Raw genomic sequence first — 25,867 nt, 5'->3', positions numbered from 1 at the left:
GAACTGCGGGAACGTACGTGCCGGCGGGCGTCAGCCGGTGGCGCTGTCGGGAGGAGCTGGCTTGTCGCGCTTGTCGAACGACACCGGGCCCTCCCCCGCGCCGGGAGCCTCGTCAGAGGCCCGGTGGGTGGTGTCGTCCGCGCCGGAGCCGGAGCTACTGGGAAGCACCTGGCCGACCGCGCCACGTGCCCAGCGGCTGGTGATGCCGGGGGACGTCTCGAGCACGACGACGTCGTCCTCGAGGGCCACCACCGTGGCGTGGAGGCCCGCCGTCGTGATGACCCGCGCCCCCGGCAGCAGCTCGGCCTGCATCTGCGCCAGCCGCCGCTGACGCGACTGCGCGGGGCGGATGAGCAGCAGCCAGAACACCAGGCCGATCAGCACGAACGGCAGCAGGCTTGCGAGTGATCGCACCAACGTCCTCCCAGTCGGTTCCCCGGTGGCGCCGGGTCTCCGGCAGGGCTCAGGCCGCGCCGGAGGATTTCCGGTCGCCAGCCAACGGGGAAGTCTAGTGCGGCGGGCCCGGGGCTGGACAACGAAGACACAACGAATACCGAAGAATCGACGTGCGCCGAGCGCGCGGCGCGAATACCCCTGACTCATGGGCACTCCTGCCCGGGCGGTTCTGCAGCGGCGGCCCCTGCATCACCGCCACGCCCTCGCGCCGGTCGCGTCGGGGGCCGCCGATCAGTCCTCGTCGAGCGGCAGCGTCATCGCGCCGGTGACCCGGTCCGCCCCCGGCGGGGCGAGCCCGAGGTGCGCCCAGGCCGCCGGGGTCGCGATGCGCCCGCGCGGCGTACGCGCGAGCAGCCCGGCGCGCACGAGGAAGGGCTCGGCGACGACCTCGACGGTCTCGGCCTCCTCCCCGACCGCGACGGCCAGCGTGGACAGCCCGACCGGCCCGCCGCCGAAGAGCTTGACCAGCGCGGTGAGGACGGCGCGGTCGAGCCGGTCCAGCCCGAGCGCGTCGACCTCGTAGATCTCCAGGGCCGCGGCGGCGACCGGCCCGGTGACGACGCCCTTGGCGCGGACCTCGGCGAAGTCGCGGACCCTGCGCAGCAGCCGGTTGGCGATGCGCGGCGTGCCGCGTGAGCGCAGCGCGACCTCGCGCCCGCCGTCCTTGCGCAGGTCGATGCCGAGCAGCCGGGCCGACCGGGCGAGCACGCGCTCGAGCTCGGCCGGCTCGTACAGGTCCATGTGCGCGGTGAAGCCGAAGCGGTCGCGCAGCGGGGCGGGGAGCAGGCCCGCCCGCGTCGTCGCGCCGATCAACGTGAAGTGCGGCAGGTCGAGCGGGATCGCGGTCGCGCCCGGGCCCTTGCCGACGACGACATCGACCCGGAAGTCCTCCATCGCCATGTAGAGCATCTCCTCGGCCGGTCGCGCCATGCGGTGCACCTCGTCGAGGAAGAGCACCTCGCCCTCGGCGAGGCTGGACAGGACCGCGGCCAGGTCGCCGGCGTGGGTGATGGCCGGGCCGCTGCTGATGCGCAGCGGCGCCTCCATCTCGGCGGCCACGATCATCGCGAGCGTCGTCTTGCCCAGGCCCGGGCCGCCGGAGAGCAGGATGTGGTCGGCCGGGCGGCCGCGCCCCTTCGCCGCGTCGAGCACCAGGCCGAGCTGGTCGCGCACGCGCTCCTGGCCGATGAACTCGTCGAGCGACTTCGGGCGCAGCGCAAGCTCGGCGGCGCGCTCCTCCTCGTCGGAGGCCCCGTCGACCAGCCGCAGGCTGTCGCTCATGCGCGGCTCAGCCCGCGCAGTGCCGACCGCAGCAGCGCCGCGACGTCAGGAGCGGACCCCGCGTCCACGGCGGCCTGCGCCTCGGGCGCGACGGCGTCGACCGCCGCCTCCGCCTCGCGGGCGGCCCAGCCGAGCCCGGTGAGCGCCTCGGCGAGCTGGGTACGCCAGCCCTCCTGCGCGGGGACGCTCGCCGCGCGGGCCGCCGGCGCACCGCCGACCGGGGCGCCGAGCTTGTCGCGGAGCTCCAGCACGAGCCGCTGCGCGCCCTTCTTGCCGATGCCGGGGACCTTGGTGAGGGTTCCCAGGTCCTCGGTCGCGACGGCGCGGCGCACGTCGTCCGGGGACAGCACGGCGAGGATCGCCTGCGCGAGCCGAGGCCCGACGCCGCTGACCGTCTGGACGGTCTCGAAGACCGTGCGCTCGTCGTCGTCGGCGAACCCGTAGAGCGTCAGCTCGTCCTCGCGCACGACGAGGTGCGTCGACAGCCGGGCCGGCTCCCCCGGCCGCAGCGTCGCCAGCGTCCCCGGCGTGCAGCGCACGGCGAGTCCGACGCCCCCGACCTCGACGACGGCGGAGTCCAGGCCGATCGCGGCCACCCGGCCCGCGACGAAGGCGATCATCGGCGCGCCCCCGCTGCCTTGATCGCCGCCGCGAGCTGGGCCTGGGCCCGGGTCTGCCCGGACGCCGCGGGCTGCCCGGCGGAGGCGGGACGGGGCGCGGTCAGGCTGGCGAGCCGGGACTGGGCGGCCCCGCGCCACAAGTGGCAGACGGCGAGGGCGAGCGCGTCGCTGGCGTCGGCCGGGCGCGGTGCCTCGTCGAGCCGCAGCACGCGCATCACCATCGAGGCCACCTGCGCCTTGTCCGCGCGGCCGCTGCCGGTGATCGCCGCCTTCACCTCGCTGGGGGTGTGCAGCGCGACCGGGAGCCCGCGGTGCGCCGCGGCGGCGATGGCGATCGCGCTGGCCTGGGCGGTGCCCATCACGGTGCGGACGTTGTTCTGGCTGAAGACGCGTTCGACGGCGACGGCGTCGGGGCGCTGCTCGTCGAGCCACTCCTCGACGCCGCGCTGCAGCGCGACGAGGCGGGGGCCGATCTCCGCGTCCGGCGGGGTGCGCACGACCCCGACGGCGACCAGCCGGGGCGGCCGGCCCGGGACGCCTTCGATGACGCCGATGCCGCACCGGGTGAGGCCTGGGTCTACGCCGAGCACCCGCACCGTCACCGTGTCGCACCCCTCGCTCGCGGCGTGCCCGATCCGAACACGCGTTCGAGCAGACGCTACCCGCCGGGCCGCCTGGCCGGTCGGAGCGCCGGCCCGGCGTGTCCCGTCGTCAGCGCGCGCCGGGGGTGAACACGGTCCAGCCCGAGCCGACCTCGAAGACCGCGCGTCAGTCCTCCACCCGGGCGTGCTCCGAGCCGCGGCCGCTCGCCGGTGCCGGTCGGCGGACTGGTGGGCCACGTCATGGCGCCAAAAGGGCGTTGCCGGAGTTCGAGTACGGCAAAGCCGGGTTCAGGAACTGCCGGTCAGCTGTCGTGACGCGTCGCGCCCGGCCTGGGCCCGCATCGCTCGGTACGCGGTGTCGACGGCGCCGCCGAGGAACTGGCCCTTCTCGCGCCCGTCCGCGTCGACGGATCGACGATGCGGCCGCAGAGGTTGCCGGGACCGCTGCACCGGGTCGGTGACCGCGTCGAGCGTGGTGTCGGAGCAGAAACGCCGGCCACCCGAGGGGCGGCCGGCGCTCAGCAGCAGAGGGCGTCAGCCCACAGCCTCCATGACCTCGTCGGACACGTCGTAGTTGGCGTAGACGTCCTGGACGTCGTCGCTGTCCTCGAGCGCGTCGATCAGCTTGAAGACCTTGCGCGCGGTCTCCTCGTCCAGCTCGACCTTGACCGACGGGAGGAAGGTCGGGTCGGCGGAGTCGTAGTCGATGCCGGCGTCCTGCAGCGCGGTGCGCACCGCGACGAGGTCGGTCGCCTCGCAGACGACCTCGAACTGCTCGCCGTCGTCGGTGACCTCCTCCGCGCCGGCGTCGAGGACCGCGCCGAGCACGTCGTCCTCGGTCAGCCCGTCGGCCTTCGGCACCACGATGAGGCCCTTGCGGTTGAACATGTACGACACCGAGCCCGGGTCGGCCATCGAGCCGCCGTTGCGGGTGAAGGCGATGCGGACGTCGGCCGCGGCGCGGTTGCGGTTGTCGGTCAGGCATTCGACGAGCACGGCGACCCCGCCGGCGGCGTAGCCCTCGTACATGATCGTCGAGTAGTCCGCCCCGCCGGCCTCGGCGCCCGACCCGCGCTTGACGGCGCGGTCGATGTTGTCGTTCGGGACCGAGGACTTCTTCGCCTTCTGGATGGCGTCGTAGAGCGTCGGGTTGCCGGCCGGGTCACCGCCACCGGTCCGCGCGGCCACCTCGATGTTCTTGATCATCTTCGCGAAGAGCTTGCCGCGCTTCGCGTCGATGACGGCCTTCTTGTGCTTGGTTGTCGCCCACTTGGAGTGGCCGCTCATAGCGCGGAGGTCACCGGCCCTTCACCAGCTCGACGAACAGCGCGTGCACGCGCAGGTCACCCGTCAGCTCCGGGTGGAATGAGGTGGCCAGCAGGTGTCCCTGCCGGACCGCGACGATCCTACCGTCGGCCGGCCCGCCCTTCACTCGGGCGAGCTGCTCCACGCGCTCGCCGACCGCCTCGACCCACGGCGCCCGGATGAAGACCGCGTGCACCGGGTCGCCCGGCACCCCGTCGACCTCGACGTCGGCCTCGAACGAGTCGACCTGGCGGCCGAAGGCGTTGCGTCGGACCGTGACGTCCAACCCGCCGATCGTCTCCTGCCCCTCGACCCCGTCCTCGATCCGGTCCGCGAGCAGGATCATCCCCGCGCAGGAGCCGTAGGCCGGCATCCCCCCGCCGATCCGCTCGCGCAGCGGCTCGAGCACCTCGAACGTGCGGGCCAGCTTGCTGATCGTCGTGGACTCGCCCCCGGGCAGGACGATCGCGTCGACCGCCTCGACCTCGGACGGGCGGCGTACGGGGACGGCGCGCGCGCCCGCCGCCTCCAGGGCGTACAGGTGCTCCCGGACGTCCCCCTGCAGGGCGAGGACGCCGATCTGCGGCTGCGGCACGGGCTCCGCCTTGCTCGTCCGACGACAGTTCCAACTCCTTCGATGCTACCGGCGGGGCACGCGCAAGGACCGCGGCGGCCGCTCTGCCCGCTTTCCTGAGCGAACCAGTTGCGAGCCGTTCGCAACTACGGGGACGACGTTCCTGACGTTGCTTGAGCTAACGATTCTCTCGCCATCCGTTCACCTGGTCGACCGCCTCGAGCCCGAGCCGGACGCCGTCGTCGTCACCCGCGGCCACGTCCGCCCGTGGCTGGACGGCGGGACGGCGTACCTGCTCTGCGTGCGCAAGGAGGACGGGCGGCTCGAGCCGTTCGACGCGAACGTCGCGCACGACTGCGGCGGGCACGACTGACCGCCCGGCGGCGGGCTCACAGCGCGAAGAGCCCGCCGTCGACCAGCTGCACGTGGTTGGTGACGTAGCCGTTGCGCAGCACGGCGAGCGCCAGGTCCGCGACCTCCTCGGGGCGCCCGAGCCGGCCCACCGGGATCGGCAGCGGCATGTCGCGCCCGTTGCCCGGAAGCATCTTGGTGTCCTCGATCAGCGCCGGCGCCACCGCGTTGACCGTCACGCCGCGGTCGGCGTAGCGCGACGCGAACCAGTGCACCAGCCCGTGCAGCCCGGCCTTGGAGGCCGCGTAGTGCGGGCCGACCACCCCGCCGGTGAAGGCCGCGATCGAGGAGAAGAGCAGCACCCGGCCGTACCCGCGCTCGGCCATCTGCGGCACCAGGCGCTGCATCAGGAGGAACGGCGCCCGCAGGTTGACCGCCTGCGTGCGGTCCCAGAGCTCGAGGCCGACGTCGGCGAGCTCGCGCTGCTCGCCCGCCCCGGCTGCCGAAACGAGCACGTCGACCGGCCCGAGCTCCTGCTCGGCTTCGTCGGCCAGCCGCAGCGGGGCCTCGGCGTCGGCGAGATCGGCCTGCAGGACGACGGGCTCCCCGCCTGCCTCCCGCACGAGCTGGGCCGTCCGCTCGGCGCCGGCACGATCACCGGAGTACGCGAGGGCGAGCCGCGCCCCCTCCTGAGCGAGGCGCTCGGCGAGGGCTCGGCCGATGCCGCCGGAAGCGCCGGTGAGAAGGACCGTCCGGTCCTGGAAAGCAGTCACGGCCGGGGCGGATACCCCGGCCGCGACGTGCTCAAAGGGACTACCAGCCGCGGTCGGAGTAGCGCTGGTCCGCGGGCAGCTCGGAGATGTTGATCCCGACCATGGGCTCGCCGAGGCCGCGCGAGACCTTCGCGATCACGTCGGGGTCGTCGTAGAACGTCGTCGCCTTGACGATCGCCTCGGCGCGCCTGGCCGGGTCGCCGGACTTGAAGATGCCCGAGCCGACGAAGACGCCCTCGGCGCCGAGCTGCATCATCATCGCCGCGTCGGCCGGGGTCGCGATGCCGCCGGCGGTGAACAGCACGACCGGCAGCTTGCCGAGCTTGGCCACCTCGGCGACCAGGTCGTACGGCGCGCGCAGCTCCTTGGCCGCCACGAACAGCTCGGTCTCGTCGAGCGTCGCCAGGCGGCGGATGTCGGAGCGGATCTGGCGCATGTGGCGGGTCGCCTCAACGACGTTGCCGGTGCCGGCCTCGCCCTTGGAGCGGATCATCGCCGCGCCCTCGGCGATGCGGCGCAGCGCCTCGCCCAGGTCAGTCGCGCCGCAGACGAAGGGGACCGTGAAGGCCCACTTGTCGATGTGGTGCGCCTCGTCGGCCGGGGTCAGCACCTCGGACTCGTCGACGTAGTCCACGCCGAGCGACTGCAGGACCTGCGCCTCGACGAAGTGGCCGATGCGGGCCTTCGCCATGACCGGGATCGAGACCGAGTTGACGATGCCCTCGACCATGTCGGGGTCGCTCATGCGGGCGATGCCGCCCTGCTTGCGGATGTCGGCGGGCACGCGCTCGAGCGCCATGACGGCGACGGCACCGGCGTCCTCGGCGATCTTGGCCTGCTCCGGCGTGACGACGTCCATGATCACGCCGCCCTTGAGCATCTCGGCCATGCCGCGCTTCACGCGCGCGGTGCCGGTGCTGCCGGACGAAGACTCGTTCTCGAGAGGGGCGGAAGGGACGCTCAACGGGACCTCGCTGGTCGGGGACTGCTCTCCCCATAAGGGTAGGCCCACTCGTGAGGTGGTGACCCGGGCCAATGACACGGTCTTGGCCCGGTCGACCCGCCGCGGGCCCGACCGGCCGCGTCCCAGCGCGCTCAGCCGAGGCGTAAAGGACGGTCCTTGTCCACCAGCAGCACCCACACCTGCCCGGCCGCGAAGCGCGCCGTCTCCCCGCCCACGGTCCACCGCGTGCCGGACGCCGCGCTCGACCGCGACCACTCCGCCTTCCAGGCCTTGCCCCCGCGCAGCAACAGCCCGCTCCCCCTGCCGACGGTGTGGGCGTACGGGGTCACCGACCCGTTCTTGTCCACGTAGACCGAGTCGGTCTCGTCGACGTACTGCACCAGGACGGTGGTGGCGCCGAGCCGGGCGCCGGCCGCCGAGACCGCGGGGGTGCCGTCGGTCGTCGCGAGCCACCGCTTCGTCTTCGCCGACCAGGTGAAGCCGGTGCTCGCGGCGCGCCAGGTCGCCCGCACCGAGCGCGCGCGGGCCCCGCCGACGGGAGGCTTGCCGAACCGGAAGCCGATGTCCGACGCCTTGGTCGCGCCGTCGGCGGCCGCGAGCAGCGTGCGGGCGTTCGCGAAGAGGTTGTACGGCGCCGGCCGGCTGCTGCGCCGGTAGTACAGCGACGGGTCGTCGTCGGCCGACACCAGGGCCAGCGAGGCGCTGCGCAGCGTCGGCAGGAACTTCTTCTGCGCCCCGGAGTAGGCGAACGCCGGCCGCCCGTACTGCGCGAAGAGCTCGACGTCGCTGATCCGCGCGCTGCGGACCGGTCCGACGACCCTGGGCAGCTTGGTCGAGAAGACCGCGGCCAGCCGGGTGAGGCCGCCCTCGACCGGCTCGACGTAGACGACGTCGGCGTCCTCGAGCCCGGCCTGCGGGCGCGCCGCGGCCGTGTTGTCGATCTTGACGACGAGCGTCCGTCCGTCCGCCTTGGCCCGGCCCGAGAGCACGGAGGCCTGCTTGGCCGGGGCCGCGGGCGCCGCGGCCTCCCGTCCCGGGGACGAGGCCGCACCGAGCTCGACCGGCAGCGCGGAGCAGCCGGCGAGGGCGCAGCCGAGGGCGACGGCGAGCAGCGAGCGGCGAAGGGCGGTCGGAGTACGCATCACGCTGCATCTCGGCAGCTCGCGGGGGCGGCTGAAGGCCGGTGGCGCAGCGATGCCGCGGCTCAGAGCCCGGACAGGACCAGCAGCGCGAGGGCGGTCGCCGCGGCCACGTCCGCGATGCGGCCGTAGTCCAGGGTCTCCGCCAGGTCGGAGGCGCGGTGGTAGTGCGGGTTGCGGAAGTTGGCGGTGTCGGTCACCTGCACCGCGGGCAGCCGCGCCTCCCAGAACGGCACGTGGTCGCTGCGCGCGAAGTCGCGGGCCATCGCGACCCGGCGTGCGGCGACCCCGAGGCCCGGCAGGTCCGTCGGCGCCCGAAGCAGCACAGGGGCCCGCGGGCCGGCGACCTCCGCGAGGCAGGAGGCCAGGCAGGTGGCGGCGAGCCGGCTGCGCTTCTGGTGGATCAGGGCGAGGAAGTCGCCCGGCATGCCGCGGGCGCGCAGCCGGCCGACCTGGCCCCGGTAGAGCGCGCCGACGCCGGGCGGGAGGCGCTGCGAGCCCGGCTCGGCACTGACGTACCCGAGCATCTCGAAGACGTACGCGGCGCGCACCGGGCGCCGCGCCGCCAGCCAGGCGACCAGCTGGCGCGACCCGGAGAAGCCGTGCTCCTCGTGGTCGACGGCGGCCAGCACCACCGACAGCCGCATCCGCTCGGGCGCGAGCAGCCGCGCGACCTCGACGAGCGCGGCGAGCCCGCTGCCGTTGTCGTCGGCTCCTCCACTGCCCGGGACGGTGTCGGCGTGGGCCAGGACGACCAGCGCGTCCGGCCGCTCGCCCTCCTTCACGGCGACGACGTTGACGCCCGGCAGCTCGGCCACGGGCTCGGTCCGCCCGGGGCGGGCGGGGTCCCAGTCGTTCGCCCCGCGGACGGTGAAGCCGTGCAGGCGCGCGGGCCAGCCGGCGGCCGCCAGCTCGTCGCGCAGCAGCACGTCGGCCTGCCGGCGCAGCTCAGGAGCCAGGCGGCGTACGCGCGGGGCCGGCAGCGCATCGACGAACGCGCGCAGCCGGGCCTCGTCGACGGCCGCACGCAGCGCTCGGGCCCGCTCGGCCGCCGCGCGGTCCAGCGGGCGCAGGCGTGGCTCGGCTGCTCCGAAGATCCCCTGAACCTAGTACGCCGCGAGGCCGTCAGGCGGCCAGCGCGGGCGGCGGGTCGTCGTCCATCTCGAACGTCATGGGCATGGGCGCGTGGCCGGCGAGCCGCAGCCAGCGCACGACGCGCTTGCGGCGTACGACGCCCGTGGCCCGGACCGCCTCGTTGTGGAAGCGCCGCGCGAGCTGCACGCGCATGGTCGCCGCAGCGAGGTCGCGGACCGCCTCTGGCCCGCCCGGCTCGTCGTGGAGCGCGGCGACCGCATCGGCCTCGAGCGCGGCCCGCAGCGACCGGGACAGATCGGACTCGGCGAGCTCGCGGCGCTCGTCGTCCGCCACGGACGCGGCGTGCGCGGCGTCGGCGAGGATCACGCTGGAGGCGGGGTCGAGCAGCCCGGAGCCGGCCAGCTCCAGCGTGGCCGTGGCCCGCCGGACGAGCTGGGCGTCCAGCGCCGCCCGGGCGCCCTCCACGCGGGCGTGCAGCCGGTCCAGCCTGGTCGCCGTCCAGGAGAGGTACCACCCGAGCAGCCCGAGCAGGGCGACGACGAGGACGACGAGGGCCACGGCGTCGGGGATCACTCGGCCCCCCGGCCCCGCAGCCCCAGCCGGCCGCCGCGGCCCGGGGGCAGCGGCGCCACGCTCCCGGCGCCGGCCGTGACGGTCTCGTAGACCGCGAGGACCCGGGCCGCGACCCCGGGCCAGTCGTAGCGCCGCACCACGGTCGACGCCGTGGCGCGCAGCCGGGCCGCCCGGGTCGAGTCCGAGAGCAGGCCCACGACGGCGTCGGCCAGCGCCGGCGCGTCGCCGACCGGGACGAGTGCTCCCGCCGTGCCGTTGTCCAGCACCTGCCGGAACGCGTCCAGGTCGCTGGCGACGACGACGGCGCCCGCTGCCATCGCCTCGGCCAGCACGATGCCGAAGCTCTCGCCGCCGGTGTTGGGCGCGACGTAGACGTCGGCGGTCGCGAGCATCCGGGCCTTGTCCTCGTCGCTCACCTGGCCGAGGAACGTGACGCAGGGGCGGGCGGGCTCCGGGAGCGCGGCCCGGGCCTCCTCCACGTCGCCCCGGCCGGCGACGAGCAGGCGGACGCCCGGGTGCCGCTCGAGGATGCGCGGGAACGCCGCGAGCAGCGTGGACAGCCCCTTGCGCGGCTCGTCGAGGCGGCCGAGGAAGGCCATCGTCCCGCCCGCCCCGCGCCACGCGGGCTGCGGCTCGGCCCCGGCGAAGCGGTCGACGTAGACGCCGTTGGGGACGACCACCGCGTCGCCGCCGATGTGCTCGACGACGGTGCGGCGGGCCTGCTCGCTCACCGCGATGCGGGCCGAGAGCTTCTCCAGCGCGGGGTAGAGCACGGGGTAGAACGCCGAGTAGGCGCGTGAGCGCAACGAGGCGGTGTGGAAGGTCCCGACCATCGGCCCGGACGCCGCCCAGCAGGCCAGCAGCGACAGGCTCGGCGACGCCGGCTCGTGGATGTGGACGAGGTCGAACTCGCCGACCGCGAGCCACCGGCGCACCCGCGCGGCCGACAGCGGGCCGAAGCTCAGGCGTGCGACGGAGCCGTTGTAGGGCACCGGGACGGCCCGCCCGGCGGGGACGACGTACGCCGGCAGCGGCATGTCCTCGTCCGCGGGCGCCAGCACCGACACCTCGTGGCCGAGCACGAGGAGCTGCTCGGCGAGGTCGCGGACGTGGAACTGCACCCCGCCCGGCACGTCCCAGGCGTAGGGGCACACCAGCCCGACCCTCATCGCGCGGGCACGGCGTCGTCGGCGGCGGCGCCCGGGGCGTGGCCCTGGGACAGGTCGGCCACGAACACCCGCTGCAGCATGTGCCAGTCCTGCGGGGCCGCGGTGATCGCCGCCCCGAACGCGTCCGCCACCTGCTGGCACATCGCCTGCACCCGCTGCCGGGTCGTGCCCGCCGCGGGCGGCACCACCCGCGGGTGGAAGGTCACGACGATGCCGCGCTCGTCGTACGCCACGGTGATCGGGTGCAGCGGGGCGCCCGTCTGCAGCGCGAGGATGGCCGGCCCCGGGGCGACCCGCGCCCGCTCCCCCAGCAGCTGCACCTCCACGCCGGTCGCGCTGAGGTCCCTGTCGGTCAGCAGGCACACGATGCGGTTGGCCCGCAGCCAGTCGCGCAGCGCCGGCACAAGCGCGCCGCCTCCGGTCAGCGGCAGGACGCTGATGCCAAGGCGCCGGCGGTGGGCGACGAAGCGGTCGTAGAGCTCCTCCGGGCGCAGCCGCTCCGCGACGCTGAGCACCGGCGCGTGGACGGCCGCGGCCCAGGCGCCGGCGTGGTCCCAGTTGCCCATGTGCGGGAGCGCGCCGATGAACCCGCGGCCGGCGGCCAGCGCCTCGCTGACGTGGTGGCCGTCCACCACGGTCGTCGTGGCCATGACACGCTCGCGCGGCCAGTCCGACATGCGGAAGGTGTCGCACCAGTAGCGCAGGTAGGACCGCATGCCCGCCCGCACCAGTGCCGCGAGCTCGTCGGGGCCGGCCGCGGGCGCGGCGCGGCGCAGGTTCGCCTCGAGCCGGCGCACCCCGCGCCCGCCGCGGCGCACCGCCACGTCGGCGAGCGCGCCGAACAGCGCGTACGCCGCCCGCTCGGGCAGCCGGCGGACGAGCGCCCAGCCCGCGGAGTAGCCCGCGAGCGTCAGCCGCTGGACCAGCCGCTCGCGCACCCCCGGCGTCCTCAGGCGCCGGGCCCGGCGGGCGTACCGGTGCGCGGGGATCCCGCACCCTGGCCCCCGGAGGGGGTCGCATCGGCCCGCGCGAGCGCCTGGCGGCGGACCAGCAGCGCGCGCTGCACCACCGTCACGGTCGCGCCGACGGCGACCAGCCACAGCGCGACGGTGTGGATCCAGGGGACCCCGAGCCCGTCGAGGCCGGTCGCGACGAGGATGGTCACCAGCCGGTCGGAGCGCTCCATGACGCCGACGTCGGCGCGCATCCCGAGCCCCTCGGCCCGCGCCTTGACGTAGGACACGACCGAGCCTGCGACCAGGCCGTAGAGCGCGAGCCCCGCGAGCAACGGGTTGTCGCCGTCGCCCACCCACCAGAGCAGGATCCCGGCGAAGATCGCCGCGTCGCCGACGCGGTCGGTGCAGGAGTCGAGCCACGCCCCCCACACCGAGGACCGGCCCGACAGCCGCGCCATGGTCCCGTCGATCATGTCGCTGAAGACGAACCAGGTGATGAAGAAGCTGCCCCAGAAGAACTCCCCGCGCGGGAAGAACACCAGCGCGCCGACGCAGACGCCGAGCGTGCCGAGCAGGGTGATGACGTCGGGGCTGACGCCGGCCCGCAGCAGCCCGCGCGCGATCGGGGTCATGACGCGCGAGAAGAAGGCGCGCGCGTACCGATTGAGCATCCTCGTCCTGTCGCCGGCGGCCACCGCGCCGGGCAGGTCGTCCTCGCTGAGCTGCGCGGTGGTGTCTGCCATCGTAGTGACGGCGTCGAGCACCTCCGGGCACGCGCCGGCGGGCCGCGGCGTGGCGACGGGCCGGCGCCGCGGCGCACGCCCGCCTTAGCAGCGCGCCCGCTCGCGGGCACGCCCCGGGGCCCTTGCGGGCGGCCGGGCGGTCGGAGGACGCTTCGTCGCGAGCCGATCTGTCCGACCGCACACCGAGGAGGGCCTCGTGGCACCCACAGCGAGCCAGTCAGGAGCCGCGGGAGGCGGGCCGGCACCTGTCGTCGACCGACCGGAGCAGGTCCGCAACGTCGTGCTCGTCGGGCACTCCGGCGCGGGGAAGACCACGCTGGTCGAGGCCGTCCTCGTCGCGGCCGGGACGATCCCGCGCCCCGGCCGGGTCGAGGACGGCAGCACCGTGACGGACTTCGACGAGGCCGAGGCCCGCCAGCAGCGCACCGTCTCCCTCGCGCTCGCGCCGCTCGAGCACGACGGAGTCAAGGTCAACCTGCTCGACGCCCCGGGCTACGCCGACTTCGTGGGCGACCTGCGGGCCGGGCTGCGCGCGGCGGACGCAGCGCTCTTCGTGGTCTCCGCCGTGGATGGGCTGGACGCTTCCACCTCGATGCTGTGGGAGGAGTGCGCGGCGGTCGGCATGCCGCGTGCGGTGGTCGTCACGAAGCTGGACAAGGAGCGGGCCGACTTCGACGAGTCCGTCGCCGTGTGCCAGCGGGTGTTCGGCGACGGGGTGCTGCCGGCGTACGTCCCGCTGCTCGCCGACGACGGCAAGGTCGCCGGGCTCTACGCGCTGCTGTCGCAGCGGATCGCGGACTACTCCGAGGGCGCGCGCGCCGAGCACGACGCCGAGCCCGAGCACATCGAGGGCACGGCCGACGCGCGCGCCGCGCTCATCGAGGGGATCATCGCCGAGTCCGAGGACGAGACGCTGATGGACCGCTACCTCGGCGGGGAGGACCTCGACGTCAAGACCCTCATCGAGGACCTGGAGAAGGCGGTCGCGCGCGGCAGCTTCTACCCGGTGCTGCCGGTGTCCGCCCTCGACGGCGTCGGCATGGTCGAGCTGCTGGAGCTGATGACCCAGGCGTTCCCCTCCCCGCTCGAGCACCCGCTCCCGGCGGTCACGACGCCCGACGGGGAGCCGCAGCCACCGCTGGCCTGCTCGCCCGAGGGCCCGCTGGTGGCCGAGGTCGTCAAGACGACGACCGACCCCTACGTCGGGCGGCTCAGCCTCGTGCGCGTCTTCTCGGGGACCCTGCGCCCGGACCTGCCGGTGCACGTCTCCGGCCACGCCGCGTCGTTCTTCGGCGAGACGGCCGGCCACGCGGACCACGACGTCGACGAGCGGATCGGCGCGCTCTCGTCCCCGCTCGGCAAGGTGCAGCGGACGGTGCAGGCCTGCATCGCCGGCGACATCTGCGCGGTGGCGAAGCTGACGCGGGCCGAGACGGGCGACACCCTCTCGGCGAAGGAGCACCCGCTGCTCGTCGAGCCGTGGACGATGCCGGAGCCGCTGCTGCCCGTCGCGATCCGCGCGCGCTCGCGCAGCGACGAGGACAAGCTCGGCGTCGCCCTCGGCCGGCTCGTCGCGGAGGACCCGACGCTGCGGCTCGTGCAGGACGGCGAGACCGGCCAGCTCGTGCTCTGGTGCATGGGCGAGGCGCACGTCGACGTGGTGCTCTCGCGCCTGCAGGGGCGCTACGGCGTGGGGGTCGAGACCGAGCCCCTCCGCGTCTCGCTGCGGGAGACCTTCTCCGCGCCGGCCAAGGGGCACGGCCGCCACGTGAAGCAGTCCGGCGGCCACGGGCAGTTCGCGATCTGCGACATCGAGGTCGAGCCGCTGCCGACCGGCGCGGGGTTCGAGTTCGTGGACAAGGTCGTCGGCGGGGCGGTCCCGCGCCAGTTCATCCCGTCGGTGGAGAAGGGCGTGCGGGCGCAGATGGAGAAGGGCGTCAGTGCCGGCTACCCGGTCGTCGACGTCCGCGTCACGCTCGTCGACGGCAAGGCGCACTCGGTCGACTCCTCGGACATGGCCTTCCAGATGGCCGGCGGCCTCGCGCTGCGCGACGCGGCCGCCGGCGGCTCGGTGACGCTGCTCGAGCCCGTCGACGAGCTCGTGGTGATGGTCTCCGACGAATACGTGGGGGCCGTCATGAGCGACCTGTCCGGGCGGCGGGGCCGCGTGCTCGGGACCGAGCCGGCGCCGGGCGGGCGCACGCTCGTACGCGCCGAGGTTCCGGAACCCGAGATCACGCGTTATGCCATCGAGCTGCGCTCGCTCTCGCACGGCAGCGGGACGTTCACCCGGTCCTACGCCCGGCACGAGCCGATGCCGAGCCACCTGGCGGCGAAGGTGCTGACCGCCGCGCACTAGCGGAGCCGGTGCCGGGAAGGCGGTGCGCAGCAGTGGGCCCGAGCGCAGCGCGGCCGGCGTCCTCCCAGGACGGCCCGCCGCCGGCGCGCAGGTTCGACGAGGCTCCCGGGAACCCCTCCTCGCTGGGCCTGGCGCTCTTCCGGGCCGCCGCCGAGGTGCGCGGGGTCAGCCGCCCGGTCGCGCCGGCTCCTCCTGCTCACCGGGCACGCCGAGCGGGCGTTCGAGGGCCGTCAGCGCGAGCAGGACGGTCGCGGCGGTCCAGCCCAGCGGCGCGACCGACGCCGGGGCTCCGTAGGCGTCGACCTTCTCCGGCAGCGCGCCGAGGGACGTGCGGTGCGCGGCCAGCCAGTCCAGCAGCCGGAGCGCGTCGGCCCGGCGGCCCATGGCGGCGTACGCGAGGGCGAAGCCCGCGGTCTCCGGCGTCCATGCGGTGCTGGGGTTGGTGAACTCCTCCCCCGGCCGCACGCCGCCGCTCGGCGTGCGCAGGGCCTGCTCGGCGCGGTCGAGGGTCGTGGGGCCGAGCAGTGAGCCGTCCCCGAAGGGCGGAGCGAGCCAGACCACGGCGGAGTCCACACCGCCGGCGCCGTCGGCGTACCTCGTCGGGGTGGCGGGCGGCCAGGCCGCGCGGACCGCGGGCTCGAGCCGGCGTACGCCCTCGGCCGCGGCCCCAGCGGTCGCGAGGTCCCCGTTCTGCCGGGCCAGCTCCCCGGCGGCGCGCAGCCCGGCCAGCAGCGGCCCGACGGTCCCCAGCGTCGGGCCGTCGACGGCGACCTCCCAGTAGTCCGGGGTCGCCGGGGGCAGCCCGTCCGGGCCGAGCCGCCCGACCACGGCGGCGACGGCGCGCGCGACCGTGGGGGCCAGCTCGGACGAGAGCGCGCGGGCACGGGTGCGGTCGCCGGCCCGGCGCATCTCCTCGACCGTCGCCCACACCGCCCACGGCACCCAGCCGGTGGCGTCCAGCTGGTCCGGCCGGTCGTCGGGCGGGCCGGAGCCGTCGGGCAGCGAGCGGGCGGCCCAGGTCCCGTCCGGGCGCTGCTCGCGGGCGAGCCAGCGCAGGACCGCCTCCGCCTCGCCCGCATGCCCGGTGGCCGCGAAGGCGGCGGCGACGAACGCCGCGTCGCGCGGCCAGACGTACGCCCAGATGCCCTCGGGCGCGGCAAGCGAGGCTCCGTCGGGCCGGGTCAACAGCCGCAGGTCGAGCAGCGCCCGCTCGGCCATGTCGCGCAGCTGCGCCGTCGCCCCCGAGTCGCCATCAGCGCCGTCGCCGCGGCCGCCGACGGGGCCGCCGTCGGGATCGCCATCCGGCACCGTGCCGGCGGCGAGCCAGCGCCGGGACTCGGCGGCGAGCTCGGCGGCCTGCCGCTCGACCCGCTCGGACGCGTCGAGATCCAGTCGAGCGGGCCGCTGCACCGAGGGCGCCGCGGCGCCCAGGACGAGGCTTCCGTCCGGCAGGCGCAGGACGCTGCTGCCCGGGAGGTACTCCGCGCCCGGCCGCTCCTCGTGCAGGACGCGGACCGACCCGGGGACACCGGCCAGCCCTTGGCTGCGCAGCTGCAGCGGCGGCGGTGGCCCGGGAGCCGCCGCGGTGACGCCCGCCACGAGCGCGGATGCGACGAGGACCGCGGCCACCCCGTGCCACGCCGCCCACATCGTTCGCCTCCTGATGACGGGCACTCTACGGGTGGGGCCGGTTAGTCTCCCCGGGTGCCGGGGGGTCCAGTGGTGCCAGCAGCCGAGGGCCGGCTCTCCTTGACGGCCGTGTCGTGGCGCGTGGCCCTGACGGCCGTCGGCGCCCTGCTGCTCACGGCCGGGACGCTCTGGGGCCAGGACGACGCCTGGCCGTTCGGGCCCTTCCGGATGTACGCCACCAGCACCGACCCCTCCGGCGTCGTCACCGTCCTCACGCTCGAGCGGCAGACGGCCGACGGCACGTGGGCCGAGACGCCGCTCACGGCCGAGAACGTCGGGATGAACCGCGCCGAGGCGGAGGGCCAGCAGCCGCGGCTGGTCGCCGATCCGGCGCTGCTCGCCCGGTTCGCCGACGCCCACGCCCGGCTGCACCCGGCGGACCCGGCCTGGGCCGCGGTGCGGCTCGTCCGCGTCGCGACGGTGCTGCAGGACCGGCGGCCGACCGGCGAGGTGCGAAGGGAAGTGCTCGCGACATGGGAACGGTGACCTCCCCGACGGCAGCGCCCGCGCCGGCCCGGCTCGATCGCGCCCGGGGTTGGCTGCTCCCCGCGGTGCCGCTCGAGCGCGTCGCGGTCTTCCGCGTCCTCGTCTACCTGTTCGTCCCCCTCGACGTCCTGCTGCTGCACACGATCGGCGACACGCGCAGCGCGGCGAACGCCGACCTCTACTCCCCGCTCCTCGTCGGCCGGCTGCTGCACCTGCCGGTGCCGACCGAGGCCCTCGTCCTCGTCTGCAAGTGGGGTGCGGCCCTGCTCGCGCTCGCGGCGCTCAGCGGGCGCGCGCCGCGGCTGCTCGGGACGGCCGTCCTGCTGCTCTGGGCGGAGTACCAGGTCGTCGCCTTCTCCTACGGAAAGGTCGACCACGACCGGTTCGCCTTCCTCGTCGCCCTCGCCGTGCTCCCCACGGTCGGGCGGGCACGGCTGCGTGGAGGCGGTCCGTCCGAGGCCGCCGGGTGGGCGCTGCGCACCGTGCAGCTCGCGGTGGTGGCGACCTACTTCTACGCTGCCTGGGCGAAGGTTCGGTTCGGGGGCTGGGAGTGGGTCAACTCGGCCACGCTCGCCCGGGCCGTCGACCGGCGCGGGACCGTGCTCTCCGAATGGATGCTCGACGTCCCGTGGACGCTGCACGCGGGCCAGTGGGTGATCGTGGCGTTCGAGCTGCTCTCCCCCGTCGTGCTCTTCGTGGGGCCGCGCTGGCGCGCCCGGATCGTTGCGTTCTTCCTGGCCTTCCACATCGCGACGTACGCCGGCACGAGCATCTTCTTCTGGCCGCACACCCTGTGCCTCGCGGCCTTCCTGCCGCTGGAGCGGCTGGCGCCGCGGCTCGACGCCGTCGTGCGGCGGGCCCGCGGACGCGTGGCCGGGGGAAGGCCGGCGTGGACCTCCCGCTGACCCGCCGTGCGCTGCTGTGGCGGGGCGTGGCGCTGGCGGCCGTCACCGCCGGGGCGGCCTACGGCAGCCTGCGGGGGGTCGACGACCACTGGCCGTTCGCCCCGATGTCGCAGTTCGCCTTCCGCACCGACCCCGACGGCGAGGTGCGCGCGGCCTTCGTGATGGCGGTCGACGCGCGCGGCGACCGCCGCGAGCTCGCCCTGACCAACGAGACCGTGGGGATGAACCGGGCCGAGGTCGAGGGCCAGCTGGAGGGCTTCCGGTCCCGGCCCGAGCGGCTGGCGGCGCTCGCGGACGCCTGGGCCGCGCTCCATCCCGACCGCCCGCGACTGGTCCGCGTCGAGCTGCTCGAGCGGGTCACGCGGATGCGCGGCGGCCGCCTGCTCGACCCGGTCCAGGAGCCGGTGGCCGCGTGGGGCGCCCCGTGACGAGCCGGCTGGAGCGCTGGCTGGCGCCCGCCGTGCCGCTCGCCCGGCTGGCCGTCGTCCGGCGGCTGCTGGCCCTCTTCGTGCTGGCCGACATCGCCCTCCTCACCGCGGACGTGGTGCCGCACGCCAAGGGGCCGGACGAGCTCTACCAGCCGCTGCTCCTGCGGCGCGCGCTGGACCTGCCGGCGCCGGGCCCGGCGTACGTCGAGGGCCTGGCCGCCGTGCTCGTCGTGGCCGCGCTGGTCGTGGCCGTCGGCCGGCTGCCCCGGCTGGCCGGCGCCGTCCTCGCCGTCGCGTTCCTCGACTGGGTCTCGATCGCCTTCTCCTACGGCAAGATCGACCACGACCACTTCGCCCTCGTCGTCGGGCTCTTCGCGGTGGCGACCGTCGGGCCGGCCGGGCTGCGCGACCCGCGGACGAGCGCGGCAGCCGGCTTCGCCCTCCGCGCCGTGCAGGTCGCCTGCGTCGCGACCTACTTCCTCAGCGCCGTCGCCAAGGTGCGCTTCGGCGGGTGGGGATGGGCCACGGGGGCCACGTTCGCCTGGGCGATGTCGCGGCGCGGCACGCAGCTCGGCGACGTGCTCGCGCAGTTCCCGTGGCTGCTGCGCGCAGGCCAGTGGGGCGTCCTCGTCATGGAGGCCCTGACACCTGCACTGCTCTTCGTGCGTGCGCGCTGGCAGGCGGTCGGGGCGACGGTGCTCGTGGGCTTCCACCTGGCGACCTGGGCCGCGACGCGCATCCACTTCCTGCCGCTGGTCGTGTGCCTGGCGGCGTTCCTGCCTCTCGAGCGGATCGTCCCTGCCGTCACCGGCCTCAGGCGTCGCCGGGCCACGCCGAGGCGAGCAGCCGACGCGTCTCGCCCAGCAGCTGCGGGAGCACCCGCGTGTGGGCCACCACGGGCATGAAGTTGGTGTCCCCGCCCCAGCGCGGCACGACGTGCTGGTGCAGGTGCGCGGCGATGCCCGCGCCCGCGATGCTGCCCTGGTTCATGCCGATGTTGAAGCCCTGTGCGCCGCTGACGAGCCGGACGGTGCGCATCGCCGCCTGGGTGAAGGCGGCGAGCTCGGCCGTCTCGGCCAGGTCGATGTCGGTGTAGTCGGGCAGGTGGCGGTAGGGGACCACGAGCAGGTGCCCGGCGTTGTAGGGGTAGAGGTTGAGCACGGCGTAGACGAGCTCGCCGCGCGCGACGACCAGCCCCTCCTCGTCGGACAGCGAGGGGATGTGGCAGAAGGGGCAGGCCTGCGCGCCGTCGGCGGACGGCTTGTTCTCCCCGCGGATGTACGCCATCCGGTGCGGGGTCCAGAGCCGGCCCAGGGCGTCGGGCACCCCGACGCCCTGCTGCTCGACGAGGTCGGGCTGCTCCCCCGTCATGCCGGAGCCGCCACGCTCAGACCTGTACGCGGCGCTCGACCGCATCGAGCACCTCGGCGACGGCGTCGGCCACCGGCACGCCGTTCTTCTGCTCGCCGTTGCGGTAGCGGAACGACACCGCGCCCTTCGCCGCGTCCTCGTCGCCGGCCAGCAGCATGAACGGCACCTTCTGCTTCTGGGCGTTGCGGATCTTCTTCTGCATGCGGTCGTCGGAGGTGTCGACCTCCACGCGGATGCCGCGCGCCCGCAGCTGCGCCGCCACGTCCTGCAGGTAGGGCACGTGCGCGTCGGTGATGGGGATGCCGACGACCTGCACCGGGGCGAGCCAGGGAGGGAAGGCGCCGGCGTAGTGCTCGAGCAGCACGGCGAAGAACCGCTCGATGGAGCCGAAGAGCGCGCGGTGGATCATGACCGGGCGCTGACGGGTGCCGTCGGCCGCCTGGTATTCCAGCTCGAACCGCTCCGGCAGGTTGAAGTCCAGCTGGATGGTCGACATCTGCCAGGTGCGGCCGATCGCGTCCTTGGCCTGGACCGAGATCTTCGGCCCGTAGAACGCGGCGCCGCCGGGGTCGAGGACGAGCTCGAGGCTCTGCTTCTGCGCGGCCTGGCGCAGCGTCTCGGTCGCTTCCTCCCACGCCTCGTCGGTGCCGACCGACTTCTCCGGGTCGCGGGTCGACAGCTCGAGGTAGAAGTCGTCGAGGCCGTAGTCGCGCAGCAGGTTCAGCACGAAGGTGAGCAGCCTGTCCAGCTGCTCGGCCATCTGCTCGCGCGTGCAGTAGATGTGTGCATCGTCTTGCGTGAATCCGCGTGCACGGGTCAGGCCCTGCACCACGCCGGACTTCTCGTAGCGGTAGACGGTGCCGAACTCGAACAGCGGCAGCGGCAGCTCGCGGTAGGACCGCCCACGCGCCCGGAAGATCAGGTTGTGCATCGGGCAGTTCATGGGCTTCATGTAGTAGCGCTGGCCCTCGTCCAGCTCCATGGGCGGGTACATGCCCTCGGCGTACCAGTCCAGGTGGCCCGAGACCTCGAAGAGCTTGCCCTTGGTGAGGTGCGGGGTGTTGACGAACTCGTAGCCCGCCTCCTCGTGGCGACGCCGCGAGTAGTCCTCCATCACCTTGCGGATCACGCCGCCCTTGGGGTGGAAGACCGCGAGCCCGGACCCGATCTCGTCGGGGAAGCTGAAGAGGTCGAGCTCGGCGCCCAGCCGACGGTGGTCGCGCTTCTCGGCCTCGGCGAGGAAGTTCAGGTATTCCTTCTGGGCGTCCTTGGACTCCCACGCGGTGCCGTAGACCCGCTGCAGCTGCGGGTTCTTCTCGCTGCCGCGCCAGTAGGCCGCCGCCGTCCGCATCAGCTTGAAGGCCGGGATCGCGCGGGTGGTCGGGACGTGCGGGCCGCGGCAGAGGTCGCGCCAGGCGCGGCTGCCGTCCCGGCGCAGGTTGTCGTAGATCGTCAGCTCGCCGCCGCCGACCTCGACCGACTCCTCGCCGCCGGAGGAGCCGTCGGAGCCGCCCTTGAGCCCGATCAGCTCGAGCTTGTAGGGCTCGTCGGCGAGCTCGGCCCGGGCCTCGTCCTCGGTGACGACGCGGCGCGCGAAGGCCTGGCCCTCCTTGACGATGGCCTGCATCTTCTTGTCCAGCGCCGACAGGTCCTCCGGAGTGAACGGCTTGTCCACGTCGAAGTCGTAGTAGAAGCCGTTCTCGATCGGCGGGCCGATGCCGAGCTTCGCCTCGGGGTGCAGCTCCTGGACTGCCTGGGCGAGCACGTGCGCGGCCGAGTGGCGGACGACCGCGCGGCCGTCCGGCTCGTCGTTGCGCACCGCCTCGACGACGTCGCCGTCGGCCAGGACGTGGGTGAGGTCGCGCAGCACGCCGTTGACGCGGGCGACGACCACGGCCCGGTCGCCCCCGACGACGTCCGCCGCCGTCGTGCCCTGCGGAACCTCGCGCTCCGCCCGCTCGGCAGGGGACGCGACGGTGATGCGCAGGTCGGGCACGGCTGGCCTCCTAGTCGGGCTGCCTGCACCGGGCACGCCGGGTCGCAGGCAACGGTGGGTCGAGCGCCGACCCTACCGTCGCGCGCGAGCCGGCGGCGCGGGCGATCGGCGCAGAGGCGCCCGCCGGCGCGGCCGGCCGGCCGGCGTCACGTCCCCGCCCGTCGGCGGGAGCCGCGTATGACGGCCTCGACGACACCGGCCGGGGCCGGCCGGCCGAGCAGGAAGCCTTGCCCCCGCGTACACCCGAGGCCGATCAGGGTGGAGAGCTGGTCGTCGCGCTCGACGCCCTCGGCGAGCACGGCCAGGCCCAGCGCGTCCGCCATGGCGAGGATCGCCGTGACGATCTGCGCGTCGGACCCGCGTCCGCGCAGCCCGTCGATGAAGGACCGGTCGATCTTGAGCAGGTCGACCGGCAGCGCCTTGAGCGCGCCGAGGCTGGAGTATCCGGTCCCGAAGTCGTCGACAGCCACCCGGACACCGAGCTCGCGCAGCGCGTGCAGCTGGGCGCGGGTGGCGGCGTCCTGGGCCATGACCGCGCTCTCGGTCACCTCCAGCCCGAGGCAGCCGCCGGGCACCGAGCTCTGCTCCAGCAGCTCCGCCACGACGGCGGCGAATCGCGGGTCGTTGAGCTGGAGCGGGGAGACGTTGACCCAGACGGTCAGTTCGCTGCGCACCGGCGTCCGGGCGCGCCATCCGGCCAGGTCGGCGAGGGCGGTGGCGAGGACGTGCCGGCCCAATTCGCCGATGAGCCCGGCCTCCTCCGCCAGCGGGATGAACTCCGCGGGGCTCACCGGCCCGCTCTCCGGCCGGGCCCAGCGGCACAGCGCCTCCAGCCCGAGCAGCTCTCCGGTGACCAGGTCGATCTCGGGCTGGTAGGCGAGCGACGTCCCGCCGGCCGCGATCGCCTGGCGGAGCGCGAGCACCAGCTCTGCCCGGGACGCGGCCCGTCCTCTCAGCCCCGCGTCGCAGACCCGGGCGCGAGCGCGGCCGGCGAGCTTGGCCTCGTGCATCGCGAGGTCCGCGTCGCGCAGCAGTCCGTCCAGCGCGGACCCGCTGACATCCGTGTACGCCGCCCCCACGCTGGCGGACAGCTGGAGGTCGTGCCCGCCGAGCCGCAGCGGCACGGAGAAGGCCGTGCACGCGCGCTCCGCGAGCGCCTGCACGCCCTGCCGGGGGACGTCCGCCGCGAGGACGGTGAAGGCGTCGCCGGCGAACCGGGCGATGACGTCGCCCGGCCACCGCTCGCGCAGCGCCTCGGCGGCACGCTCGAGGTAGGCGTCGCCCGCTGCGTGCCCCAGCGAGTCGTTCACCAGCTTGAACTGGTCGACGTCGCAGAAGAGCAGCACATGGTCCGTCCCCGGCGCCGGCGCGCGGGCGAGCGCGGCGGCCGCGTGCGAGAGGAACGTCGACCGGTTGAGCAGCGCCGTGACCTCGTCCAGCGTGGCGAGCCGGGTCAGCTCGGACTGGGCCCGGGAGCGCTCGATCACCAGCCGGGTCAGGTCGCAGAAGCTGCGCAACGTCGCCCATTCGTACGCGGTGGGCTCCCCGGGCCGGTCACGGTAGAGCGCGAACGTGCCGAGCGGCTCCCCACCTGGCGAGAGGACGGGCAACGAGGCGCATGCCTCGATACCGAGCTCGGCGGTCAGCCGCAGGAACGGCCGCCAGACCGGGTCGCTGAGGTCCGTGGCGACGACCGGCTCGCGCCGATGGGCCGCCGTGCCGCACGGTCCCTGCCCCTCCGCGACGGCCAGCCCGTCCACGGCCAGCCGGAACTCCCGGGTCAGGCTCGGCCCGGCGGCGTCGCAGAGGGTCCGGGTCGCCTCGTCCATCACGAGCACGGAGCACCGCAGCCCCGGCCCGAGCAGGGCCTCGACCTCGGCCGCGAGCAGGTCGAGGACCTCCCCGAGCGGCCTGCCGGCGGCCACGGCAGCCAGCACCCGCAGCTGCGCCGCCCGCTCGCCCTGCCGGCCAGCGACGGCCAGCAGCGCGGTCACCTGCCGGGCGACGTCGACCAGCCCCGCGGACAGCACGTCGACGCGCGTGCCCGCCGGGAGGGGCGAGCTGTCGCGGACCGAGACGGTGCCCACGCACTGGCCGTCGGCCGCGAACACCGGCGCCCCCGCGTACGAGCGGAAGCCGTTGGGCCCGGCGCAGGCGCGGCCGAAGCGCGCGTCCTGCATGGAGTCCGGCACGACGACGGGCCGGCCGCTCGCGACCACGGCCGCGCAAGGCTCCTCGCCGTCCGGGCAGTGCTCCTCGATCGGCAGGGCAGCGTCGCTGCGCCCGACGTGGACCTGCCGCCCGGGCAGGACCAGCGTGACGCGGCCGCTCTCGGCTCCGCTGACCCGGGCCGCCAACCGGGCCAAGGCGTCGAGGCTCTCCCCCAACGGCGCCAGGTCGTTCTGCGCGCCCCGGGCTGCGGACAGCCGAGAAGCAGCGTCGACCGCTCGTTCGATCGGCTCGGCCGTCGCAGCCGGCCCGCTCCCCCGATGTGCCACTTCGCCCGGCCACCCGACGTCGTGTTGGTTGGCGCCCTACAGCTCGACCAGTACCCGGTCCGGCGCATTCGCACCGCGACGGCCGGACGGGGTGCCGGCGCCCGGCAGGCTATTGCGCGGCGTGATAGGCCTCGATCAGCGCCTTGCTGACGCGGCCACGCGCGCTGACCTCGTAGCCCTGCTCCTGGGCCCACTGGCGGATGAGCTTCGGGTCCGCACCGGACGCCCCGGCCGACGACGCCGGACCGCTCCGCGCACCACCGCGCCGGCGGCCGCCGCGGCTCGCGGCGAGCCTGCGACCGTGCAGCGCGTGTCCCTCGATCAGGGTGCGGAGCTCCTCGGCGTGCTCTTCGTTGAGGTCGATCTCGTAGGTCACCCCGTCAATGCCGAACGTGACGGTCTCGACCGCCTCGCTCTCACCGTCGAGATCGTCGATCAGCTCAGTGACCACCCGCTGCGCCATGCGTCTCCGACTCCTCCTCCATCAACAGGGCTCGTTCGAAGTAGACCATGATCGGCGACCGGCGCGCCGACGGCACGCGGTCGGGCGCAAAGCAGGCCGGGCATTCCCGCTGAATGCGCGAGGAATTGCAGTCGGCTCACCGGCGAGGGGGCGAGCCCGCACGAGCAAGCGTGTCGTCGTGCGACCTCATCAGCGGCCGAAGCCTTCGCGCATCGTGCGACAGCGGCGGCGGCGGGCCGTTGCCCGTGAAGGACGGAATTGCTTGCACGTCCAACCGCGATGCTCTCGATCGAGCGACCGCCACCGTTCACCGGCGGCCTACCTTTTTTCACTACCACCGTTGCGGAATTCTGGGATCGACCGCGGCGACCGCGGCTCACCCGCCGGGGCGGCGGGAACGAAAAAGCCGCACCCCGAGGGGTGCGGCTGGTCGACCGCAGCCTGCTGGCCGAAGCCGGCAGGGCCGTGGTGGGCGATACTGGGTTCGAACCAGTGACCTCTTCGGTGTGAACGAAGCGCTCTCCCACTGAGCTAATCGCCCGCGCTCGGGAACCGGCGTCGCCGGCCCCGACGTGCTGCGCACACTCTAGCGGACCAGCGGCACCCACTCCGGCACCCATCCCGGAGTGCCGAGGATCCGCAGCGTCACGACGACCACGGCGCAGACGAAGGCGAAGCAGGCCAGGCCGATCAGACCGCGCACCCACAGGGGCTGGCGGCCGAGCCAGTCGGTCCACTTGTCCAGCAGGTCCTTGCCGAACTCGAGCACCCGCTCGGCCCAGGTGAACTCGGTCGCGAGGATGCCGACCCCGAGGAAGACGATGAGCCAGCCGGGCCCGGGCAGCGGCACGAGGGCGAGGCCGACGACGACGATGAGGCCGCCCAGCGCGCCGACGATCGCGCGCCAGACCATCCGCCGGGTACGGCTCGTGGCGATCCGCCGGTCCCGCCAGGCGTGGTAGCGCTCCAGCCGGGTCGCGCCGCCCTGATCGACCTCGGCCGGCCCCTGCTGCGCGCTCACCACGTCGCTCCCTGTCCGGATTCGGGCCTTTGGAAGGAAAGGCCGGTGGA

At 74.7% G+C, this 25,867-nt stretch carries 26 protein-coding genes and 1 tRNA gene; 6 read left to right on the top strand and 21 right to left on the bottom strand.

The features are described from left to right. Positions 1 to 30: 30 nt before the first annotated feature. The 6 genes from yajC to pdxT form a co-directional block, all read right to left on the bottom strand. The gene (gene yajC, locus G9H71_RS09240) at positions 31 to 414 is read right to left on the bottom strand and encodes a preprotein translocase subunit YajC (RefSeq protein ID WP_166280985.1); all 384 of its coding nucleotides are present in this window, start codon (positions 412 to 414) and stop codon (positions 31 to 33) included. A gap of 273 nt (positions 415 to 687) precedes the next feature. Further along, positions 688 to 1,737, bottom strand: a complete 1,050-nt coding sequence (gene ruvB, locus G9H71_RS09235) for a Holliday junction branch migration DNA helicase RuvB (RefSeq protein WP_166280983.1) — start codon at positions 1,735 to 1,737, stop codon at positions 688 to 690. Continuing rightward, a complete protein-coding gene (ruvA, locus tag G9H71_RS09230; protein WP_166280981.1) occupies positions 1,734 to 2,357 on the bottom strand; it encodes a Holliday junction branch migration protein RuvA in 624 nt (207 codons plus the stop codon). Before ruvA ends, ruvB begins: the two co-directional genes overlap by 4 nt. Then, complete coding sequence (ruvC, locus tag G9H71_RS09225; RefSeq protein ID WP_166281223.1) at positions 2,354 to 2,953, bottom strand: crossover junction endodeoxyribonuclease RuvC; 600 nt, start codon at positions 2,951 to 2,953, stop codon at positions 2,354 to 2,356. Before ruvC ends, ruvA begins: the two co-directional genes overlap by 4 nt. A 540-nt stretch (positions 2,954 to 3,493) precedes the next feature. Next, entirely contained in the window at positions 3,494 to 4,246 is a 753-nt protein-coding gene (locus tag G9H71_RS09220; protein ID WP_166280979.1) for a YebC/PmpR family DNA-binding transcriptional regulator, read from the bottom strand. A gap of 10 nt (positions 4,247 to 4,256) precedes the next feature. Then, on the bottom strand, positions 4,257 to 4,859 hold the full coding sequence (pdxT, locus tag G9H71_RS09215) for a pyridoxal 5'-phosphate synthase glutaminase subunit PdxT (protein ID WP_166280977.1): 603 nt from the start codon (positions 4,857 to 4,859) through the stop codon (positions 4,257 to 4,259). A 148-nt stretch (positions 4,860 to 5,007) separates the two neighbouring features. Here pdxT and G9H71_RS09210 point away from each other — a divergent pair, with 148 nt between their 5' ends. Next, positions 5,008 to 5,211, top strand: coding sequence for a hypothetical protein (locus G9H71_RS09210; protein WP_166280975.1), 204 nt, complete (start codon positions 5,008 to 5,010; stop codon positions 5,209 to 5,211). 16 nt (positions 5,212 to 5,227) lie between these two features. Here G9H71_RS09210 and G9H71_RS09205 read toward each other — a convergent pair whose 3' ends face one another. The 8 genes from G9H71_RS09205 to pgsA all read right to left on the bottom strand — a co-directional run bounded on the left by G9H71_RS09205 (position 5,228) and on the right by pgsA (position 12,529). After that, positions 5,228 to 5,962, bottom strand: a complete 735-nt coding sequence (locus G9H71_RS09205) for an SDR family NAD(P)-dependent oxidoreductase (RefSeq protein ID WP_166280973.1) — start codon at positions 5,960 to 5,962, stop codon at positions 5,228 to 5,230. Positions 5,963 to 6,002: 40 nt separating this feature from the next. Then, the gene (gene pdxS / locus G9H71_RS09200) at positions 6,003 to 6,926 is read right to left on the bottom strand and encodes a pyridoxal 5'-phosphate synthase lyase subunit PdxS (RefSeq protein ID WP_166280971.1); all 924 of its coding nucleotides are present in this window, start codon (positions 6,924 to 6,926) and stop codon (positions 6,003 to 6,005) included. Positions 6,927 to 7,057: 131 nt separating this feature from the next. Continuing rightward, a complete protein-coding gene (locus tag G9H71_RS09195) occupies positions 7,058 to 8,068 on the bottom strand; it encodes a DUF3048 domain-containing protein (protein ID WP_166280969.1) in 1,011 nt (336 codons plus the stop codon). A 62-nt stretch (positions 8,069 to 8,130) separates the two neighbouring features. Beyond that, the gene (locus G9H71_RS09190) at positions 8,131 to 8,994 is read right to left on the bottom strand and encodes a M20/M25/M40 family metallo-hydrolase (protein WP_166280967.1); all 864 of its coding nucleotides are present in this window, start codon (positions 8,992 to 8,994) and stop codon (positions 8,131 to 8,133) included. A gap of 196 nt (positions 8,995 to 9,190) precedes the next feature. Further along, the gene (locus tag G9H71_RS09185; protein WP_166281221.1) at positions 9,191 to 9,730 is read right to left on the bottom strand and encodes a hypothetical protein; all 540 of its coding nucleotides are present in this window, start codon (positions 9,728 to 9,730) and stop codon (positions 9,191 to 9,193) included. Next, positions 9,730 to 10,902 (bottom strand): glycosyltransferase family 4 protein, encoded by a 1,173-nt coding sequence (locus tag G9H71_RS09180; protein WP_166280965.1) that lies wholly within the window; start codon positions 10,900 to 10,902, stop codon positions 9,730 to 9,732. Before G9H71_RS09180 ends, G9H71_RS09185 begins: the two co-directional genes overlap by 1 nt. Further along, positions 10,899 to 11,840, bottom strand: a complete 942-nt coding sequence (locus G9H71_RS09175; RefSeq protein ID WP_331272864.1) for a phosphatidylinositol mannoside acyltransferase — start codon at positions 11,838 to 11,840, stop codon at positions 10,899 to 10,901. Before G9H71_RS09175 ends, G9H71_RS09180 begins: the two co-directional genes overlap by 4 nt. Positions 11,841 to 11,851: 11 nt before the next feature. Continuing rightward, a complete protein-coding gene (pgsA, locus tag G9H71_RS09170; protein ID WP_166281217.1) occupies positions 11,852 to 12,529 on the bottom strand; it encodes a phosphatidylinositol phosphate synthase in 678 nt (225 codons plus the stop codon). A gap of 268 nt (positions 12,530 to 12,797) precedes the next feature. On the opposite strand from pgsA, the gene G9H71_RS09165 reads away from it, so the two are divergent. Then, positions 12,798 to 14,960 (top strand): elongation factor G-like protein EF-G2, encoded by a 2,163-nt coding sequence (locus tag G9H71_RS09165; protein ID WP_166280963.1) that lies wholly within the window; start codon positions 12,798 to 12,800, stop codon positions 14,958 to 14,960. 165 nt (positions 14,961 to 15,125) lie between these two features. On the opposite strand, the gene G9H71_RS09160 is transcribed toward G9H71_RS09165, so the two are convergent. Next, positions 15,126 to 16,610 carry a glycoside hydrolase family 15 protein gene (locus G9H71_RS09160; RefSeq protein WP_166280961.1) on the bottom strand — a complete coding sequence of 495 codons (1,485 nt, stop codon included), beginning with the start codon at positions 16,608 to 16,610 and terminating at the stop codon, positions 15,126 to 15,128. 54 nt (positions 16,611 to 16,664) lie between these two features. On the opposite strand from G9H71_RS09160, the gene G9H71_RS09155 reads away from it, so the two are divergent. The 4 genes from G9H71_RS09155 to G9H71_RS09140 are packed head-to-tail and all read left to right on the top strand — an operon-like array spanning position 16,665 to position 19,373. Continuing rightward, positions 16,665 to 17,135 (top strand): hypothetical protein, encoded by a 471-nt coding sequence (locus G9H71_RS09155; RefSeq protein ID WP_166280959.1) that lies wholly within the window; start codon positions 16,665 to 16,667, stop codon positions 17,133 to 17,135. After that, on the top strand, positions 17,123 to 18,040 hold the full coding sequence (locus tag G9H71_RS09150; RefSeq protein WP_166280957.1) for an MFS transporter permease: 918 nt from the start codon (positions 17,123 to 17,125) through the stop codon (positions 18,038 to 18,040). Before G9H71_RS09155 ends, G9H71_RS09150 begins: the two co-directional genes overlap by 13 nt. Then, a complete protein-coding gene (locus G9H71_RS09145; RefSeq protein ID WP_166280955.1) occupies positions 18,025 to 18,468 on the top strand; it encodes a hypothetical protein in 444 nt (147 codons plus the stop codon). Before G9H71_RS09150 ends, G9H71_RS09145 begins: the two co-directional genes overlap by 16 nt. Continuing rightward, entirely contained in the window at positions 18,453 to 19,373 is a 921-nt protein-coding gene (locus G9H71_RS09140; RefSeq protein ID WP_166280953.1) for a hypothetical protein, read from the top strand. The genes G9H71_RS09145 and G9H71_RS09140 overlap by 16 nt, the downstream gene beginning before the upstream one ends. Here G9H71_RS09140 and G9H71_RS09135 read toward each other — a convergent pair. From G9H71_RS09135 to G9H71_RS09110, 6 genes are all read right to left on the bottom strand, one after another. Further along, positions 19,282 to 19,839: an HIT family protein gene (locus G9H71_RS09135; RefSeq protein WP_196791872.1), complete on the bottom strand. Its 558-nt coding sequence runs from the start codon at positions 19,837 to 19,839 to the stop codon at positions 19,282 to 19,284. The genes G9H71_RS09140 and G9H71_RS09135 overlap by 92 nt on opposite strands. A 16-nt stretch (positions 19,840 to 19,855) precedes the next feature. Next, positions 19,856 to 21,835, bottom strand: a complete 1,980-nt coding sequence (gene thrS, locus G9H71_RS09130; protein WP_166280949.1) for a threonine--tRNA ligase — start codon at positions 21,833 to 21,835, stop codon at positions 19,856 to 19,858. 146 nt (positions 21,836 to 21,981) lie between these two features. Then, on the bottom strand, positions 21,982 to 24,333 hold the full coding sequence (locus tag G9H71_RS09125) for a putative bifunctional diguanylate cyclase/phosphodiesterase (RefSeq protein WP_331272863.1): 2,352 nt from the start codon (positions 24,331 to 24,333) through the stop codon (positions 21,982 to 21,984). Positions 24,334 to 24,442: 109 nt separating this feature from the next. Continuing rightward, a complete protein-coding gene (locus G9H71_RS09120; RefSeq protein WP_166280945.1) occupies positions 24,443 to 24,796 on the bottom strand; it encodes a histone-like nucleoid-structuring protein Lsr2 in 354 nt (117 codons plus the stop codon). Between the two features lie 466 nt (positions 24,797 to 25,262). Next, positions 25,263 to 25,337: transfer RNA gene (locus G9H71_RS09115), tRNA-Val, on the bottom strand. Positions 25,338 to 25,382: 45 nt separating this feature from the next. After that, complete coding sequence (locus G9H71_RS09110) at positions 25,383 to 25,817, bottom strand: TIGR02611 family protein (RefSeq protein ID WP_331272862.1); 435 nt, start codon at positions 25,815 to 25,817, stop codon at positions 25,383 to 25,385. Between the last annotated feature and the right edge of the window lie 50 nt (positions 25,818 to 25,867).

The sequence above is a fragment of the Motilibacter deserti genome (assembly GCF_011250635.1).
GTDB classification, from domain to species: Bacteria; Actinomycetota; Actinomycetes; order Motilibacterales; family Motilibacteraceae; genus Motilibacter_A; species Motilibacter_A deserti.
This window is presented reverse-complemented; position numbering and strand designations above follow the sequence as displayed.

Coding starts and splice junctions, on each gene's coding strand:
- G9H71_RS09220 (WP_166280979.1), bottom strand. CDS start 4,246: ATGAGCGGCCACTCCAAGTGGGCGACAACCAAGCACAAGAAGGCCGTC.
- G9H71_RS09150 (WP_166280957.1), top strand. CDS start 17,123: ATGGGAACGGTGACCTCCCCGACGGCAGCGCCCGCGCCGGCCCGGCTC.
- G9H71_RS09160 (WP_166280961.1), bottom strand. CDS start 16,610: ATGTGGGCGGCGTGGCACGGGGTGGCCGCGGTCCTCGTCGCATCCGCG.
- ruvA (WP_166280981.1), bottom strand. CDS start 2,357: ATGATCGCCTTCGTCGCGGGCCGGGTGGCCGCGATCGGCCTGGACTCC.
- G9H71_RS09180 (WP_166280965.1), bottom strand. CDS start 10,902: ATGAGGGTCGGGCTGGTGTGCCCCTACGCCTGGGACGTGCCGGGCGGG.
- G9H71_RS09135 (WP_196791872.1), bottom strand. CDS start 19,839: ATGACGGGGGAGCAGCCCGACCTCGTCGAGCAGCAGGGCGTCGGGGTG.
- pgsA (WP_166281217.1), bottom strand. CDS start 12,529: ATGCTCAATCGGTACGCGCGCGCCTTCTTCTCGCGCGTCATGACCCCG.
- ruvB (WP_166280983.1), bottom strand. CDS start 1,737: ATGAGCGACAGCCTGCGGCTGGTCGACGGGGCCTCCGACGAGGAGGAG.
- G9H71_RS09195 (WP_166280969.1), bottom strand. CDS start 8,068: ATGCGTACTCCGACCGCCCTTCGCCGCTCGCTGCTCGCCGTCGCCCTC.
- G9H71_RS09120 (WP_166280945.1), bottom strand. CDS start 24,796: ATGGCGCAGCGGGTGGTCACTGAGCTGATCGACGATCTCGACGGTGAG.